Annotated in this window: 14 protein-coding genes; 8 read left to right on the top strand and 6 right to left on the bottom strand. The window is 71.1% G+C overall.

Annotated elements, in window-relative coordinates; genetic code table 11:
- Nucleotides 1–176: 176 nt before the first annotated feature.
- From Pmi06nite_RS30360 to Pmi06nite_RS30350, 3 genes are all read right to left on the bottom strand, one after another.
- On the bottom strand, nucleotides 177–1,856 hold the full coding sequence (locus tag Pmi06nite_RS30360) for a DEAD/DEAH box helicase (RefSeq protein ID WP_203956724.1): 1,680 nt from the start codon (nucleotides 1,854–1,856) through the stop codon (nucleotides 177–179).
- A gap of 154 nt (nucleotides 1,857–2,010) precedes the next feature.
- Nucleotides 2,011–3,483: a class II fumarate hydratase gene (locus Pmi06nite_RS30355; protein WP_239114298.1), complete on the bottom strand. Its 1,473-nt coding sequence runs from the start codon at nucleotides 3,481–3,483 to the stop codon at nucleotides 2,011–2,013.
- Between the two features lie 2 nt (nucleotides 3,484–3,485).
- The gene (locus Pmi06nite_RS30350; protein ID WP_275409615.1) at nucleotides 3,486–5,210 is read right to left on the bottom strand and encodes an NAD-dependent malic enzyme; all 1,725 of its coding nucleotides are present in this window, start codon (nucleotides 5,208–5,210) and stop codon (nucleotides 3,486–3,488) included.
- 260 nt (nucleotides 5,211–5,470) lie between these two features.
- Between Pmi06nite_RS30350 and Pmi06nite_RS30345 the strand changes: the two genes are divergently transcribed.
- The 5 genes from Pmi06nite_RS30345 to Pmi06nite_RS30325 are packed head-to-tail and all read left to right on the top strand — an operon-like array spanning nucleotide 5,471 to nucleotide 10,278.
- On the top strand, nucleotides 5,471–6,970 hold the full coding sequence (locus Pmi06nite_RS30345) for a purine-cytosine permease family protein (protein ID WP_203956586.1): 1,500 nt from the start codon (nucleotides 5,471–5,473) through the stop codon (nucleotides 6,968–6,970).
- Nucleotides 6,967–7,590 carry a cysteine hydrolase family protein gene (locus Pmi06nite_RS30340; RefSeq protein WP_203956585.1) on the top strand — a complete coding sequence of 208 codons (624 nt, stop codon included), beginning with the start codon at nucleotides 6,967–6,969 and terminating at the stop codon, nucleotides 7,588–7,590. Before Pmi06nite_RS30345 ends, Pmi06nite_RS30340 begins: the two co-directional genes overlap by 4 nt.
- Nucleotides 7,587–8,306 (top strand): GntR family transcriptional regulator, encoded by a 720-nt coding sequence (locus Pmi06nite_RS30335; RefSeq protein ID WP_203956584.1) that lies wholly within the window; start codon nucleotides 7,587–7,589, stop codon nucleotides 8,304–8,306. Before Pmi06nite_RS30340 ends, Pmi06nite_RS30335 begins: the two co-directional genes overlap by 4 nt.
- Nucleotides 8,303–9,319 carry an ADP-ribosylglycohydrolase family protein gene (locus tag Pmi06nite_RS30330; protein WP_203956583.1) on the top strand — a complete coding sequence of 339 codons (1,017 nt, stop codon included), beginning with the start codon at nucleotides 8,303–8,305 and terminating at the stop codon, nucleotides 9,317–9,319. Before Pmi06nite_RS30335 ends, Pmi06nite_RS30330 begins: the two co-directional genes overlap by 4 nt.
- 29 nt (nucleotides 9,320–9,348) lie before the next feature.
- Complete coding sequence (locus Pmi06nite_RS30325) at nucleotides 9,349–10,278, top strand: PfkB family carbohydrate kinase (RefSeq protein ID WP_203956582.1); 930 nt, start codon at nucleotides 9,349–9,351, stop codon at nucleotides 10,276–10,278.
- Here Pmi06nite_RS30325 and Pmi06nite_RS30320 read toward each other — a convergent pair.
- Nucleotides 10,242–11,177 carry an NAD-dependent epimerase/dehydratase family protein gene (locus tag Pmi06nite_RS30320; RefSeq protein WP_203956581.1) on the bottom strand — a complete coding sequence of 312 codons (936 nt, stop codon included), beginning with the start codon at nucleotides 11,175–11,177 and terminating at the stop codon, nucleotides 10,242–10,244. The genes Pmi06nite_RS30325 and Pmi06nite_RS30320 overlap by 37 nt on opposite strands.
- Before the next feature lie 102 nt (nucleotides 11,178–11,279).
- Here Pmi06nite_RS30320 and Pmi06nite_RS30315 point away from each other — a divergent pair, with 102 nt between their 5' ends.
- From Pmi06nite_RS30315 to Pmi06nite_RS30305, 3 genes are all read left to right on the top strand, one after another.
- Nucleotides 11,280–11,714, top strand: a complete 435-nt coding sequence (locus tag Pmi06nite_RS30315; RefSeq protein ID WP_203956580.1) for a MarR family winged helix-turn-helix transcriptional regulator — start codon at nucleotides 11,280–11,282, stop codon at nucleotides 11,712–11,714.
- Nucleotides 11,715–11,839: 125 nt separating this feature from the next.
- Complete coding sequence (locus tag Pmi06nite_RS30310; RefSeq protein ID WP_203956579.1) at nucleotides 11,840–12,667, top strand: hypothetical protein; 828 nt, start codon at nucleotides 11,840–11,842, stop codon at nucleotides 12,665–12,667.
- Nucleotides 12,664–13,041 carry a GntR family transcriptional regulator gene (locus Pmi06nite_RS30305; RefSeq protein WP_203956578.1) on the top strand — a complete coding sequence of 126 codons (378 nt, stop codon included), beginning with the start codon at nucleotides 12,664–12,666 and terminating at the stop codon, nucleotides 13,039–13,041. The genes Pmi06nite_RS30310 and Pmi06nite_RS30305 overlap by 4 nt, the downstream gene beginning before the upstream one ends.
- Nucleotides 13,042–13,071: 30 nt before the next feature.
- Here Pmi06nite_RS30305 and Pmi06nite_RS30300 read toward each other — a convergent pair whose 3' ends face one another.
- Together Pmi06nite_RS30300 and Pmi06nite_RS30295 are read right to left on the bottom strand one after the other, a co-directional pair.
- Nucleotides 13,072–13,974, bottom strand: coding sequence for a hypothetical protein (locus Pmi06nite_RS30300; RefSeq protein WP_203956577.1), 903 nt, complete (start codon nucleotides 13,972–13,974; stop codon nucleotides 13,072–13,074).
- Nucleotides 13,975–14,073: 99 nt separating this feature from the next.
- Complete coding sequence (locus Pmi06nite_RS30295; protein ID WP_203956576.1) at nucleotides 14,074–16,740, bottom strand: glycoside hydrolase family 3 protein; 2,667 nt, start codon at nucleotides 16,738–16,740, stop codon at nucleotides 14,074–14,076.
- Nucleotides 16,741–16,743 lie beyond the last annotated feature (3 nt).

Here is a 16,743-nt window from a genome sequence, read left to right as displayed (position 1 = left end):
TTTCCGCTCGTCTAACGGCAGGTGGGCGAACCCGTGCATGATCACGGCTGGTGTTTGCGCTGGTCGGACGGCATGCGCCCGAATGTGTGCATGATCACGCGGGAGGTTTGGGCAGGTCGCGGGGCAAGATCCCGAACCTGTGCATGATCACGCCCAAGGGAGTGGCCCGAGGGGGGTCAGTAGGAGGCGTCGCGGTCGCGGCGGATGGTGACCTTCCGGCCCTTGATGGTGGTCCTCCGCAAGGCGTCGATGACTTCCTCGACGGCCGCCTCCGGGACCTCGACCAGGGAGAACCTGTCGGCGATCTCGATCGCGCCGATGTCGCGCCCGCTCACCCTCGTCTCGCCGGCGATGGCGCCGACGAGGTCCTGGGGCCGGATCCGCGCGCTGCGCCCGGCGCCGACGAACAGGCGGGCCATTCCGCCTCTCGACGCCCCGCGCCCACGCCGGTCATCGCGCGGCCCGCCGTCACGCCCGCCCCCGTCACGCCCGCCTACGTCACGGCGACCGCGGGTGGGCGACAAGGCGATCTCGGGGATCTCCTCCTCGTCGGCCGCGGCGCCGGTGGACTCGTGGGCGAGTTTCACCGCGGCGAGGGCCACCTCCATCACGTCGAACTCGTCGGCGAGGGTCTCGACCACGACGCGGAACCGGTCCAGGTCGTCGTCTTCGAGGATGCTCTCGTGAATCGCGGCCCGGGTCAGCTCGAGTCGCCGCGCCAGCAGATCGGCGATCGTCGGCACTTTCTGGATCTCGATGCGGCTCCGGGTGACCCGCTCGATGGTCTTGAGCATGCGGTGCTCGCGCGGCTCGGCGAGCGTGATCGCCACGCCCTCCCTGCCCGCCCGGCCGACCCGCCCGATCCGGTGGACGTACGACTCGGGCGCCGAGGGGACGTCGTAGTTGATGACGTGGGTGAGCTGCTCGATGTCGAGACCTCTGGCCGCCACGTCGGTCGCGACCAGCAGGTCGGCGGTTCCGGTCCGCAGCCGTCCCATCACGCGGTCGCGCTGCTCCTGGCCCATGCCCCCGTGCAGGGCTTCGGCGCGATAGCCGCGCCCGTTGAGCGTCTCGGTCAGCGAGTCGACCTCGTCACGCGTACGGCAGAACACGATCGCGGCCGCGGGCGACTCGACGTCGAGCACGCGCCCGAGAGCAGCGGGCTTGTGCGACCGGGACACGATGTAGGCGCTCTGCCGTACCCGCGGGCTCTCCCCCGTGGTGGCCTGCTCGTGCTCGATCTTGATCCGGACGGGGTCGGTGAGGTGCCGGCGCGCCATCCCGTCGATGCGGGGCGGCATGGTCGCCGAGAAGAGCACCGTCTGGCGGTCCTCCGGGGTGTCCTGGAGGATCGTCTCGATGTCGTCGGCGAAGCCCATGTCGAGCATCTCGTCGGCCTCGTCGAGCACGACCATCCGGAGTCCGCTCATGGACAGCGTGCCCCTGCCGATGTGGTCGAGAGCACGTCCGGGGGTCGCGACCACCACGTCGACGCCGCGCTCCAGCGCCCGCAGCTGGCGGCCGATCGGCTGCCCGCCGTAGATCGGGAGCACCCGCGCCCCCATGTCCTTGCCGTAGCGGTGCATCGCCTCGGACACCTGTACGGCGAGCTCCCGCGTGGGGACAAGGATCAACGCGACCGGCCCGGACTCCGACTCCCTCTCGGACATGCGCTGCAGCACGGGCAGGGCGAACGCCGCCGTCTTGCCCGTGCCGGTGGCGGCCTGTCCGAGCAGGTCGCGGCCTTCGAGGAGGGGCGGAATCGCCTCCCGCTGGATGGGAGTCGGCTCCTCGTAGCCGAGATCACCCAGAGCTCGCAGGAGCTCGGGGCGCAGTGCCAGATCCGCGAAGCTCATGGCTTCGTCGGTCACGTTCACGATGTCGGGCTCCTCTGAGGACGGGCAGGCTTGCGGGGACGGGTCCACCCTATGATCCCCCCAACCTGACACTCCTTCGTCAGCGGGCGTCCCTCACCGGCGGAAAGTCCGGCCGGCACGGCCCGCGGAGACGTCATCTGCCGGTACGGTGCGAACGGCCGTCGCCCGCCACCCCCGGGCGGGTGAGGCGCTCAGGATCGACCACTTTGTCGAAGAGTCGCTCGCTGACGCCCGACTTCATCGCCGCCTCCTTCAGCGTGAGGTCGTCGGAGATCGCACGATGCGCGATCTTCGCGGACTCGTCGTAACCGATGACCGGGCTCAGCGCGGTCACCATCATGACCGAGCGCTCGATGTCGGACTCGAGCTTGGATGTGTTCAACCGCACACCCTCGACGAGGTACTCCCGGAAATGGTCGATCATGTCGGACAAGATCCGGATCGAGTGGAGAACGTTATTGATGATCACCGGCCGGAACGCGTTGAGCTCGAAGTTCCCCTCCGCCCCGGCCATCGAGACGGCCCCGTCGTCGCCGATCACCTGGACGGCGACCATCAGCATCGCCTCGGCCTGAGTCGGGTTGACCTTGCCGGGCATGATCGAGGACCCCGGCTCGTTGGACGGCAGGTCCAGTTCGTGCAGTCCGGTCCGCGGGCCCGACCCCAGCCACCGCATGTCGTTGGCGAACTTGAACAGCGACACGGCCAGGGTGCGCAGCGCCGCGGAGACCCGGACGAGCGGGTCGCACGACGCCTGGGCGGCGAACCGGTTGGGTGCGCCGGTGAACCCGTGCCTGGTCAGCCGGGCGATCTCGCGGGCGACCTCGTCTCCGAACCCGGGCGGGGCGTTCAGCCCGGTGCCGACCGCCGTCCCGCCGATCGCCAGCCTGTCGAGACCCTTCGCCGTGGTCCTCAGATGCTCGGTGGCGTCATCGATCTGGGCGACGTACCCCGACCATTCCTGACCGACGGTCAGCGGCGTCGCGTCCTCCAGGTGCGTACGGCCCACCTTGACCACATGCGCCCACTCCCGGCTCTTGCGCCCGGCGGCGTCGCTCAGCCGTGCCAGCGCGGGCAGCAACCGCGCCTCGAGGGCCTGGACCACCGCGATGTGCATCGCGGTGACGAAGGTGTCGTTGGACGACTGGCCCATGTTCACGTGGTCGTTCGGGTGCACCGGATCCTTGCTGCCGAGACGGCCGCCGAGCAGTTGGATCGCCCGGTTCGAGATCACCTCGTTCACGTTCATGTTCGACTGCGTGCCCGAGCCGGTCTGCCAGACGTACAGCGGGAACTCCGCGTCCAGGCGGCCGTCGATCACCTCGTCGGCGACGCGGGCGATGAGGTCCGCCTTCCACCGGGGCAGGCGGCCGGCGCGGCCGTTGACGCGCGCCGCCGCCTTCTTGATGTAGCCGTAGGCGTGGTAGACGGCCTTGGGCATCCGGTCGTCGCCGATGTCGAAGTGGATGAGAGAGCGTTGCGTCTGAGCTCCCCAGTAGTGGCCGGCCGGCACCTCGATCTCCCCGAGCGAGTCGCTCTCGGTGCGGGTGCCCGACGCGTCCAGCCCGATCGGGACGTCCATGATGCGGGGGTCGTTGCGCGCCATCGTCAGCCTCCCCTCACCCGGCGGTACTCGGGTTGCCACATCGCGTCCTCCACCTGCTGGATCACGTCGTGCAGTTCGACGCGCGCGAGGCTCTCCTTCCCGGCCTCCCCGGCGACCTCGACGGCGACCAGCGCCGAGATCTCCCTGAGGTTGTCCACCTGCGGCAGCAGGGACGCGCCCGGCGTGGACACGTCGACGAGGCTCGCCACGGCGTCGGCGGCGGCCTGGAACATGCCGTCACTGACCCGCCGGGCCCGCGAGACGGTCACGCCGAGCCCCAGCCCGGGATACAGCAGGGCGTTGTTCGCCTGCCCGATGGCGTAGGTGACGCCCTTGTAGGTGACCGGTTGCACCGGGATCCCGGTGGCGACCAGGGCGCGGCCGTCCGTCCAGCGGATCAGGTCGCCCGGCATCGCCTCGATCCGCTCGGTCGGGTTCGACAGCGGGAAGATGATCGGCCGGTCGGTGTGGGAGGCCATCGCCCGGACGATCTCCTCGGTGAACGCGCCGTGGACGGTGGAGGTGCCGACGAGCATGGTCGGGTGGACGTGGTCGATCACTTCACGGAGCCCGATGCGTCCGTCCTCGCCCCGCCGGCCCGCGACCTCCCCGGCCGGCCGGGCGTAGGGGGCCTGGTAGTCCCGCAGGTCGTCCATGTCGTCGGTCAGGAGTCCCTGCTTGTCGACCGCCCAGATCAGGCGGGTCGCGGTCTCCTTGTCGAGCCCGGACCGCATCATCGCGTCGCGCAGTTGGTCGGCGATGCCGATACCGGCCGTACCCGCGCCGAACACGACGATCCGCTGCTCCCGCAGCGGCAGGCCGGCGACCCGGGTGGCACCCAGCGCGGCGGCGAGCACGATCGCGCCCGTGCCCTGCATGTCGTCGTTGAAGGTGCTGATCCGCCCGGTGTACTTCTCGAGGATCCGCCGGCCGTTCGACGGCCCGAAGTCCTCCCAGTGCAGCAGCGCCTTGGGGAACATGCGGGTGGCGGTGGCGACGTAGGCGTCGATGAAGTCGTCGTAGCGTCCGCCGCGCACCCGCGAGTGCCTGTCGCCCACGTAGGAGGGGTCGTTGAGCAGCGCCTCGTTGTTCGTCCCCGCGTCCAGCGCGACGGGGATGACCCGGTTCGGGTGGATCCCGGCGGCGGCGGTGTAGACGGCCAGTTTGCCGACGGCGATGCCGCTGCCCCCGCCGATCCCCCAGTCGCCGATGCCCAGGATCTCCTCCGCGTCGGAGGCGACGATCAGGTCGACGTCGTCCGGCCCCAGCCCGAGGTTCCCGAAGGCCCGCTCGATGCCGCCCACGTCGTCGATCGACAGATAGACCCCGCGTGGCCTGCGGTACTCGTGGCTGTACGCCTTGATCGCCTGGCCGACGGTGGGGTCGTAGACGACGGGGAGCATCTCCCTCAGATGGTCGGAGAGCAGGCGGTAGAACAGCACCTCGTTCCGGTCGTGCAGCGCCGTCAGGTAGATGTTCTTGCGGAGGTCGTCCGGCTGGGCCTCGTACTGTTCGTAGGCCCTGCGCGCCTGCTCGTCGAGTGTCTCGACGGCCGGGGGGACGAGGCCCTCGAGCCCGAGTTCCGCCCGTTCCTCCTCGGTGAAGGCCGTGCCCTTGTTCAGGAGGGGGTCTCGCAGGACCTCCAGTCCGCGCGCCGGCGTGATGTAGGTCCCGTCGGTCTCCGTGAAGCTCCGACCCCCGATTTTCCCGTTCTTCTCAGCGGACACCTGACCCACCCCCGTGGCTGGAATCATGCTTTTCCGTCATAAACGGCGCTTACGTTCCTTTACGGGGGTTCCCATCACCGGGAACGGCAAGCCAAAGCGGGGACAAAGGTCATCTCAGGCGTCCATTGCGCCCGCCCCGGACGCGCCCGCCGTACGGCCCCTGTTCGCACGGCGGGCGCTGGCCCGATGTTTACGGGGTCTTGACGCTATATCGCTCTAAGTCCTATGTTTCGCTGAACAAGTTTAGACAGGTAGGGCACATGGCCAGTACGCAGGGCAAACATCAGCAATCTACGACTGCCGGACGGGCGCTGACGGTCGAGACCCACGGGCTCGACGTGATCGGCGACGAGGAGCGGAAAGGCAGCCCCAGGCAGCTTTTCTGGCCGTGGTTCGGCGCCAACGTCTCGATTCTGGGTCTGAGCTACGGCTCGTTCGCGCTCGGGTTCGGCATCTCCTTCTGGCAGGCGCTCATCGCGAGCGTGGTGGGCATCGTCTTCTCGTTCCTGCTGTGCGGCTTCGTCGCGGTGGCGGGCAAGCGGGGCTCGGCCCCCACCATGGTGCTCAGCCGCGCCGCGTTCGGCATCGGAGGCAACCGCCTGCCGTCCGCCATCTCCTGGATCCTGACGGTGGGCTGGGAGACCGTGCTCACCGCGCTGGCCACCCTCGCGACAGCGACGGTGCTCGGCAGGCTCGGTTGGGGAGGCGGCACCTCGACCAAGGTCATCGCGCTCATCGTGGTGACCGTCCTGATCATCGGCGCGGGGGTCATGGGATTCCACCTGATCATGCGCCTGCAAACGATCATCACGGTGATCACCGGCGTCCTGACGGTCGTCTACATCGTGCTGGTCTTCGACCACATCCACTGGGGCACGGTCTCCGCCGTCCCCAGTGGGTCCTCGCAGGAGTTCATCGGCGCCCTGGTGTTCATGGCGACCGGCTTCGGCCTCGGGTGGGTCAACGCGGCGGCCGACTACTCGCGCTACCTGCCGCGCAGGGCCTCCGGCCGGGGCGTCGTCGGGTGGACGACGTTCGGGGCGTCCGTTGCGCCGATCATCCTGGTGGTCTTCGGCCTGCTGCTGGCCGGCTCCTCCCCCGGCCTGAACACGGCGATCGCGGGAGACCCCATCGGGGCGCTCGCGGCCGTGCTGCCCACCTGGTTCCTCATCCCGTTCGTGGCCGTGGCCGTGCTCGGCCTCGTCGGCGGCGCCGTGCTCGACATCTACTCCTCCGGTCTCGCCCTGCTCGCGGCCGGTCTGAAGGTGCCGCGCTACGCCGCCGCCCTGGTCGACGGCGTCATCATGATCATCGGGACGGTGTACATCGTCTTCATCGCGGACGACTTCCTCGGCCCGTTCCAGGGCTTCCTGATCACGCTGGGCGTCCCCATCGCCGCCTGGTGCGGGATCATGCTGGCCGACATCCTGGTCCGCCGCCGCGACTACGACGAGACCGATCTCTTCCGTCCCTCCGGCCGGTACGGCAACATCCCGGCGGCCCCCATCGCGATCATCCTCGTCAGCACCGCCCTCGGCTGGGGCCTGGTCATCAACACCTACGCCGGTTGGCTCAAATGGCAGGGCTACCTGCTCGGCCCGCTCGGCCTCGGCGGCAAGGACGGCGCCTGGGCCTACGCCAACCTCGGCGTGCTCGCGGCGCTCGTCGTGGCCTTCGTCGCCACCCTGCTGGTGAACCGGTCGCGCGTCCGCGCCCAGGAGAGCTTCTCTCCCGCTCCCGCCGAAGGGGTGGCGCCGTGAGCGACCCCCAAGGCTCGCAAGGCTCGCAAGACCCGCAAGGCCTCCAGGGCGCCCGGCCGCCCTGGCTGGCCGTCATCGACATGCAGCGGGTGTTCGGCGAGCCGTCCAGCGAGTGGTTCACCCCGCGCTTCGCCGAGACGGTCGGTCCGATCAAGGAGCTGACCGGCGCGTTCGGGTCCCGGGTCACCTTCACCCGTTTCATCGCGCCCGACAGGCCCGAGGGGGCCTGGCGCGAGTACTACAGCCGCTGGCCCTTCGCCCTCCAGCCGCCGGACGCCCGGATCTACGAGCTGGTCGACGACTTCGGGGACGGCGCGGGCCCGACGCTTGACGCCACGACTTTCGGCAAGTGGACGCCGGAACTGGCCGAAGCGGTCGGCCCCGGAGGACGGCTCGTCGTGGCCGGTGTCTCCACCGACTGCTGCGTGTTGTCGACGGTCGTCGCCGCGGCCGACGCGGGTGTGGAGGTCCTGGTCGTCTCCGACGCGTGCGCGGGCATGACCGACGAGAGCCACCGGCAGGCGCTGGACATCATGGCGCTGTACGGCCCTCTGGTGCGGGTGGTGACCTCGGCCGAGGTCCTGCGCGACATCGAGGACACCGCGGGAAGGGCTTCGTGACCGGACCCGTCAGATTGAAGCACCAGCGGATCACCGTCGTCCTGGAGACGGAGATCCGTTCGGGCCGGGTCCCCCGTGGGGCCCGGCTGCCGGGCGAGCTCGCGCTCGCCCGGCGCTTCGGCGTGAGCCGCAACACCGTCCGTGCGGCTCTCGCCGAGCTCAACGAGGCGGGGCTGATCACCACCCGGACCGGCAAGGGATCCTTCGTGCTCTTCGACGGGCGCCCGCTCGACGACCGGCTCGGGTGGGCGCACGCCCTGGCCGCTCAGGGCGTCGAGACACGGGTCCGCGTCCTCGGCATCGCCGCGACGCGGGACGAGAAGCTGTCCGGCCTGCCGGGGATGGCGTCTCCGGACGTCATCGTCATCGAGAGAGTGCGCGAGATCGAGGCTTCGACCGTCGTCTCCTACGAACGCAGTTGCGTCCCCGCGATCGGCGAGCTGCGCGATCTGCCCGCCCGCGGTCTGGGAGGCGACTCGCTCACCGAGGTGCTCACCCGTGCCGGGCTGTACGCCGACCACGGCGAGCAGCGCCTCCGGGGCCGCAGGATCGACGCCCGCGAAGCCGTGCTGCTGCGGCGCGAGTCCGGCGCGTGGTTTCTGAACACGCGGCGGACCAGCTGGGCGGCCGACGGCACGTTCGTCGAGCGCGTCGACAGCCTGCTCGACCCCGAACACTTCCAGCTGTGCCTGGACTTCCGCGAAAGCACCCCATGACCACGACACGATCGAGAGCCGCCGGCGCCCTCTACGGGCTGGCGATCGGCGACGCCCTCGGCATGCCCACTCAGATGCTCTCCCGGCCGCAGATCACGGCACGGTACGGACCTGTCCTCGGCGGATTCCTCGACGCCGCGCCCGACCACCCGCTCGCTGCGGGGATGCCCGCGGGGGCGGTCACCGACGACACCGAGCAGGCGATGGTGCTCGCCGGTCTGCTGATCGACGGCGACGGCAAGGTGGATCCCGCCGAGCTGGCCCGCCGCCTCGTCGTGTGGGAGGAGTCCATGCGGGCCCGCGGCTCGCTCGACCTCCTCGGCCCGTCGACCAAACGCGCCGTCTCCGAGGTCGTCGCCGGGGCGGACGTCGCCGAGACCGGCCGGTTCGGCACCACCAACGGCGCGGCGATGCGGATCGCGCCGGTCGGCGTGGCGACGGGATCGGACGACCTGCACGCACTCGTGGACCGGGTCGTCGAGACGAGCATGGTCACGCACAACACGGGGGTCGCGCTCGCGGGCGCGGCGGCCGTCGCGGCGGCCGTCTCCGCCGGAGTCGCGGGAGCCTCCGTCGGGGAGGCCGTGCGGTTCGCCGAGGCCGCCGCGCGGCTCGCGGCCGGGCGCGGGCACTGGGTCGCCGCCGCCGACGTCGCGGAGCGCATCGCCTGGGCGACGGCGCTCGTCGACGGGTTGCCGGACGAGGAGGTGTGCGAGCGCGTCTACCTGCTGGTCGGCACGAGCCTCGCCACGCAGGAGTCCGTCCCCGCGGCGTTCGCCATCCTGTGGGCGTGCCGCGACGACCCGTGGCGGGCCTGCCTGCTGTCCGCCTCGGTGGGCGGCGACTGCGACACCATCGCCGCGATGGCCGGAGCCGTCGCCGGCGCCTGCCACGGCGTGGACGCCTTCCCCGCGGACGCCCGCCAGACCATCGCCCGGGTCAACGGCCTGCGCCTCGACGAGACCGCCGACGCGCTGCTGGCGCTGCGCTCCCCCTCGGGACACGAGCGCTAGTGGGGCGGACATACGACAGGTTGCTCCACGTGGGCAACGTCGTCGTGGACCTCGTGCTCGATGTTCCGGCCCTGCCGGAACGCGGGGGTGACGTGCTGGCGACCGGGTCCGCCCGCGCGCCCGGCGGCGGGTTCAACGTGATGGCGGCCGCCGCCAGGCAGGGGCTGCGCGTGGCCTACGCGGGGGCCCACGGCACCGGTCCCTTCGGCGACCTGGCGCGAGCGGGCATGCGGGAGGCCGGCATCGAGGTCCTCCATCCCGCGCGGGCCGACCTCGACACGGGGTTCGTGGTCGCCGTGGTCGACGCCGGAGGGGAGCGCACGTTCCTGACCAGCCCGGGAGCGGAGGCGACGCTGACCGGCCGGGATCTCGACGCGGTCGCCACGGGCGCGGGCGACATCGTCTACGCCTCCGGGTACGGCATGCTCCACGCGTCCAACCGGGTGGCGCTGGCGGGCTGTCTGCCCCGCCTCCCGGACGCCACCCCACTGGTCTTCGATCCGGGGCCCCTGGTCGGGGAGATCTCCGCCGACGTCATGCGGGCCGTCCTCCCCAGGATCGACTGGTGGACGTGCAACGCCCGCGAGGCGGCCGTGGTCACCGGCCACGCGGATCCGATGACGGCGGCGGCGGACCTCGCGGGCCGCACGGGGAGACACGGCGTCCTCGTGCGGACCGGTCCCGACGGATGCGTCGTCGCCGAACCGGGCGGTCCGCCCGTGCGGGTGCCGGGATTCCCCGTGGAGGCGGTGGACATGAACGGCGCGGGCGACGCCCACACGGGCGTGTTCGTGGCCGCGCTGGCCGCCGGTTCCTCCGCCGTGGACGCGGCCCGCACGGCCAACGCCGCCGCGGCGCTGGCCGTCACCGTACGGGGGCCCGCCACGGCCCCGGCCGCCGAGGAGTTGTCGGCCTTCCTGCGTCAGCGGAGGTTGCCCGCCCGGAGCCAGCGGACGTAGTCGCCTGCCGCGCGGTCGAGGTCGTATTCGGGCGCGAACCCGGTGTCGCCGCGCAGCCTGTCGATATCGAGGGGCACGGCGGGCGCGGTGCCCGGCCGGCGTCCCTCGGCGAGACCGGGCATCCTGCCGGGCACGGCTCTCGCGAGGGCCTCGGCGACCTCGCGGTTGGTCGTGGTGCGCCCGCTGCCGACGTTGTAGGTCCGATGGTTCAGCGCCTCCGCCGTCTGCAGCAGCGCGATCGCCCGGCCGCAGTCGCGGACGTAACACATGTCGGTCGCGTCCTCGGCGTACAGCGGCCCGGGGAGGGCGTGCCCGCCGACGGCGGCGTGGACGATCTGGGGCGCTCCGAAGAACGGCGAGGCCGGTCTGCCGAGCGGACCCCAGACCGCCCCGATCCGGACGCTGACGACGTCGAGGCCGGTGCTTCCTGAGACGGCGCTCGCCAGGATCTCCGCGCTCTTCTTGTGCGCGGGGATCAGGTGGGCGCTGCCGATCGGCAGCGGCATGTCCTCGCGATACGCGTCGGCCACGTCCGCTCCGCCGTACACGCCGATGGTGCTGGCCAGCACCACCCGGGCGACGCCCCACTCCTGCGCGGCGCGCAGCACGTTGAACAACGCCCGCGTGTTCGCCCACAGCTCGTCCAGCGGCGTGTCCGCGCCCAGGGCGGCGGCGGCCAGATGGACGATGCCGGTGATGTCGTGGCGTTCGCCGACGCCGAGGAGGCTGTCGAGGTCGGTGCAGTCCATCCGCTCCACCACGGCCTGACCACCGGCCGCCAAGGCGTCCGGCGACCGCCCCGCCGTCCGACCGCCGATCACGCAGCGCTCCCCCATGTCCAGCAGTGCACGGCTCGTGTGCGAGCCGATGAAGCCCAGTCCACCCGTAACGAGAATCACGGCAGTCGTCCTTCTCCCGATCGGCGCCGACAGGTCGTTAGCGCGCTAATGACACGGTATCGGCGCAATCATTAGCATGCAAACGATCCGTACAATGAGCCCGTGACCGAACTGATCAGGCTGCTCACACGGGCACAGAAGCTGTTGCGGGCCGCCGCCGACGACGCGATGAGCCGCCACGGCGTGCGCGTCGGCCAGAACCTCGTGCTCGAGGTGCTGTGGGAGACGGACGGCCTGACACCGGGCGAGTTGGCGGGACGTCTGCGCGTCACGACGCCGACGGTCGTCAACACGGCGACCAGGATGGAGGCCGCCGGTCTGCTCGTGCGCCGCAGGGACCCGGCGGACGGCCGCCTCGTCCGCCTGCATCTCACGCCGAAGGCACGCGCCGCGCAGGAGCCGATCGAGGAGGCCAGGCGACGGCTCGCCGAGCACGCCATGGCCACCCTCACCGACGACGAGCGCCGCCACCTGCGCAGCGCCCTCGAAAAGATCATTGACCGGATGAGCGATCATCCGCTCGACCTCGGCGAATGAGCCGGCCCCCTTCCGGCTCCGCGCGACTCGGTGCCGAGCGCGTCGGCGCCTCCATCGGGGCGTTGACTTTGTCGCAATGTATGACTCACTATGTTGAGACAAAGGTTGCGACATTGGGAGGTGTCATGGGGGCATTACCGGAGCCCGACCTGTCGGTACGTCCCGCGGATCTTCAACGGGCGGGCGCGTGGCTGGTCCGGCACGGCCTGGCCGACGCCCGGCCGACGCCGTTGCTGGCGGCGCGCCTGGCGGCACGGCGACGTGCGCGCCTCGCCGATCACGTCATGCTGGCCGCGTTGATCATCGCGGCCGCGCTCGCACAGGCCTACGACCGGCTGTCCACCTCCGCCTTCGGCGGGTTCCAGCCGCACCGCGCGCTGCCGTTGCTGGTCCTGATGGCGCTGATAGCCGGACTTGTGCTGGTCCAGTCGCTGCTCGACTGGTGGGTCCGGCGCGTCGACCGGCGCGTGGGCGCCACGTTGTCGCGACGGGCGGCCCACCCGGTACAGCCAGGCTGGCGAGGCGTGCTCGGCCTGCCGTACGCCGCCTTCGCGGTCGCCACGTTCGCCGGCGCGACGGCGCTGGGGGTGAGCGCCCTGACCGTCCCGGACTCCACCGTGCGGTACGCGGCCTTCGTCATCCTCGTCGGCCTGTTCGGGGTCGCCGTCGGGGCCGCACTGCAACTCCGCGACCTGCTGGCGCGCCCGGTCGTGGCCGAGGACGAGGTCTCGCTGACCGCCGACGTCATCATGCGGGTCGAGGACGCGCGCGAGCTCACCGCGCCGGGGGTGCCGTGGGCGCTGCCCTTGGTGTTGCTCTTCGGCATGGCGCCCGGATGGTGGAACGCCGCCGCGCTCATCGTGGTGGTCGCGGGCCTCGTCACGCTCGTCGTGATCAACAAGAGGACTCCGCCGAGCGTGACGGTGGCACGACAGGCCATGAGCGCCCGATGATCGTCATCGACGCGGCCTCGCCCGTCCCCCCGTTCGAGCAGTTGCGCGCCCAGTTCGCCCGGCAGATCCAGGACCGCACGCTGGCTGTGGGCTCCCGGCTGCCGACGATCCGCCACCTCGCGGCCGACCTCGGCCTCGCCGTCAACACGGTCGGCAGGGCCTACCGCGAGCTGGAGGAGGCGGGGCTCATCGAGACCCGCGGGCGTGCGGGCTCGTTCGTGTCGGCCGCGGGCGAGGAGGGACGTGAGCGGGCGCGCCGTGCCGCCGCCGACTACGCGGCCGTGATCGCCAGCGTCGGCATCGACACGGGCGAGGCGATTCGCATCGTCCAGGCGGCGCTGACATCCGGCAACACGGCACCGGCGTCTTCGTGACTCACCACGCGGAACGCGACGCCGCGCGCGTCAAGAGAGCGCGGGGGCGAAAACGGGGGTCAGCGCCCCTCCTGCGTCGGGGTCCGTGCTCGCGTCTCGCGGCCAGACCATTGACGCCGTGTGCCGCTTCCCGTCCAGTTCCACCTCGACCTCGATCGTGTACGGCTCCCGCCCGACGGCGCCCAACACCCTCTCGTTGGGCACCTCGGCGTGGAACCTGACCTGCCCCTTCGGCCGGCAATCGTCCTCGGATAGAGGGAGGTCGTAGCTCGCCCGGCCGTTGCGCCCGGTGATGGTCAGCGTGGCGGCGGCCTTGCGCGGCGACGTGCTCAGGTGGTCGATCCAGAACTCGAACGTGCCGTAGTTGTCCGGCTTGCCGTCGTGGTCGTGGAAGGCGCCCAGGCCCGCCTGGGGAGCAGGCGTCGAACCGGCGCGGGTGGTGGTGACCGCGAACGCGGTGACGAGGTCGCCTCCGCCCGGGGCATGCCCGAACACGTCGATCCGGTATCTCCCCGCAGGCCCGGCGGGCTCCAGCCGCCACGTGCCGGTTCCGGCGCCGACGAGACGTGCGGGAAGCTGCACGTCGCAGGGCTGCGGGAAGGCGACGGCGGGCTGCAGTTGCGTCGCCTCGAACCTCCATCCCTTCAGAGGAAAGGAGACGGTGATCTCACCGGCGACCGTTCCCAGGTCGGGCAGATGCTCCGGCCTCCCATCGGCGCACGTGTTGAGGTAACAGTAGGTGAACGCGTCGAGGGACACCTGCCGCCCATCGCCGCGCACGGTCACCTGGGGCGGTTCGGCGGTCCCCTCCGATTCACGTGGATCGCCGGTCGGCCCGCAGGCCGCCATCCCTGCCAGGGACACGAGCATGACCGTCCATCGCCAGCGCACATCGGCCTCCAGAGGCTCCTGCCCATATGACGCTTCGCGCACCGGCTCGGTTCGAACCGGTGCGCGAGGTGGGGTCGCGAAGTACCGCCCGGGTGGTGGGAGGCGTCCACTCCCACCACCCGGAGGTCTGGCCGCGCCGGGCTATGTCGTGCCGGCGCAGGTTTCGGCGTCGGCGTCCTTCGCGGCGCCGGGCACCCAGCGGACGTTCGCGAACGACGCGGAGAAGGCCCCGTCCGTGTAGACCAGGAACGGCGTGTTGACGACGCTCAGGTCGAGGCCCCCGGTGGCGAAGCACGAGATCGGGACCTTGACGGTGGCCTTGGCGCCCACGGGCAGCCGCTGGAACAACGGCGTCGCGTCGATCTCGGCGAAGCACGGGTAGACGCAGTGCGTGCTGATCACCGTCCGCGCCGCCGGCGGCTGGTGCACGACGGTGTCGAAGACCAGGGCGGCGTCGGCGTTGAGGTAGCCGCGAAGATCGCTGCCGCCCGCCGGGTCCTGCATGTAGATCTGCGCGGGCCCGCTGCCGTTCCAGGTCGCCTTCAGGCCGTCGCCCTGCACGTTGACGTCGGACGGCACGACGCTGATCTCGGAGTGCGCGGCCTCGCCGTCCACGCCGATCTCGGTGCCGCCCCAGTTCTCCGCCGAGCCGATGAAGCTCTTGTACGGCGCGACGTCGGCACGGTTGAAGATCTCCAGGTCCTCGGTGGCGGTGCCGCCTCCGCCCGTCTGGCCGCAGGCGAACTCGGGTGAGGTCTCGTCCAGCGTCCCGACAGAGCCGGACTGCCCGTAACGCAGGCCATAACCCGCGGGGAAGAGCGGGTCGTAGTCCGCGTCGCCGGTGTTGAGCGGCGTCTGGCAGGCCGACTTCGGCCACGAGTACGACAGCTTGCCCGTGTAGCCCGCGCCGCTGTGCCTGCCGCGGACGAGCAGGTCGGCGACTCCCGCGCCCTCGGTGCCGGGAAGCCATGCGGCCACGAACGCGTCGGAGCGGTTGAGCTCCTTGTTGACGTAGAGCGGGCGGCCGGAGAGGTAGACGGTGACGACGGGCGCGCCCTTGCCGCTGACCTTGTCGAGCACGGCGAGGTCACCCGGGTAGAGCTTGGCCGCCTCCAGGGTGCGCCGCGACAGGTCGCCGACACCCTCGGCGTACGGCGTCTCGCCGATGACCGCGATGACCGCGTCGTACGCCGAGGGGTCGACGCCGTCACCGGTCTCGCTGAAGGTGACGTCGTCGGTGCCCAGCGCCGCGCGCAGACCGCCGAGGATCGTCGTGCCGTTCGGGAAGTCGGCGTTGGTGTTGCCCGTTCCCTGCCAGGTGAGGGACCAGCCACCGGTCTGGTTCTGCAGGTTGTCGGCGCTCTTGCCGACGACGAGCACCTTGGCCGAGGGCGACAGCGGCAGCACCTTGTGGTCGTTCTTGAGCAGCACCTGCGACTCGCGAACGGCCTCGCGGGCGAGGTCCTTCGCCTGGAGCGCGTCCGCGGATCCCGCCGCGTAGCGGGCGGACGGCCTGGGCTCGTCGAACACGCCGGCGCGCAGCTTCACCCGCAGGATGCGCGTGACCGCGTCGTCGATCCGCGTCATCGGGATCTCGCCGCTCTCGACCTGCGCGACCGTGTTGGAGATGAACGCCTTCCAGTCGTTGGGCACCATGACGATGTCGATGCCCGCGTTGATCGCTCGCGCGCAACTGGCGTTGGTGCATCCCGCGACCTGGCCGATGCCGTTCCAGTCGGAGACGACGACGCCGTCGAAGCCCATCTTCTGCTTGAGGATGCCCGTGAGCGCGCGCTCGCTGCCGTGCAGTTTGCCCTCGTTGATGCCGAGGTCGGCGTTCGTCCAGCTGTTGAACGACGCCATCACGGTCTGGGCGCCCGCGGCCAGCGCGCCGTAGTAGCCCTGGCCGTGAATGTTGATCATCTGGGCCTCGGACGAGGGGTCGACCCCCTGGTCGACGCCCTTGTCCGTGCCGCCGTCGCCGATGTAGTGCTTCGCCGTGGCGATGACACCCTTCCGGCTGATGCCGTGCGAGTCGCCGCCCTGGAGTCCCCGGATGGCCTCGTAGCCGTAGGCGCGGGTGATCCGGGGATCCTCGGAGAAGCCTTCGTAGGTGCGGCCCCACCGGTCGTCGCGCACCACGGCGAGGGTGGGCGCGAACGCCCAGTCCTGACCGGTCGCGTGCATCTGCTTCGCCGTCGCCGCTCCGATGTCGCGGACGAGGCAGGGGTCCTGGGCGGCGCCGAGGCCGATGTTGTGCGGGAAGAGGGTCGCGCCGTACACGTTGCTGTTGCCGTGGACGGCGTCGATGCCCCAGATGACGGGGATCTTCGTCCGGGTGGCCTTCGAGGCGGCCCAGTAGGCGTCGGCGAGGTCCAGCCAGGCCTGCGGCGACGCGTGCTTGTCACGGCCCGGCCACGAGCCTCCGCCGTTGAGCACCGAGCCGATGCCGTACTGCCCGACCTCGGCGGGCGTGATGGCGGCGATCTCCGGCTGCGTCATCTGGCCGACCTTCTCCGCGAGCGTCATGCCGCCGAGGATCTTCTTGATGCGCTTGTCGTCGGAGGGGTCGCGCTTGATCTGGCTTTCGACCTTCGGCCAGTCGGCGAGCGCCGGCAGGCGGTTCTCGATGCGGGCGCATCCGTGGGCGTCCAGGGCGGGCTTGCCGACGACGGGCTGCCTGCCGCCCTTCGCGGCGTCGGCTCCGGCGCTCGGAACTCCGGCGGCCCCGCCGCTCAGGAGGACGACGGCCGCCAGCGTCGCGAGCATGCTCCGGCTCGCGCGTAATCGGGCCAGGGATCTGATCATGAG

It is taken from the genome of Planotetraspora mira, from assembly GCF_016863275.1.
In the GTDB taxonomy this organism is placed as follows: Bacteria; Actinomycetota; Actinomycetes; order Streptosporangiales; family Streptosporangiaceae; genus Planotetraspora; species Planotetraspora mira.
The sequence above is the reverse complement of the archived record's forward strand: the minus strand, read 5'-3'. Positions and strand labels throughout refer to the sequence as shown.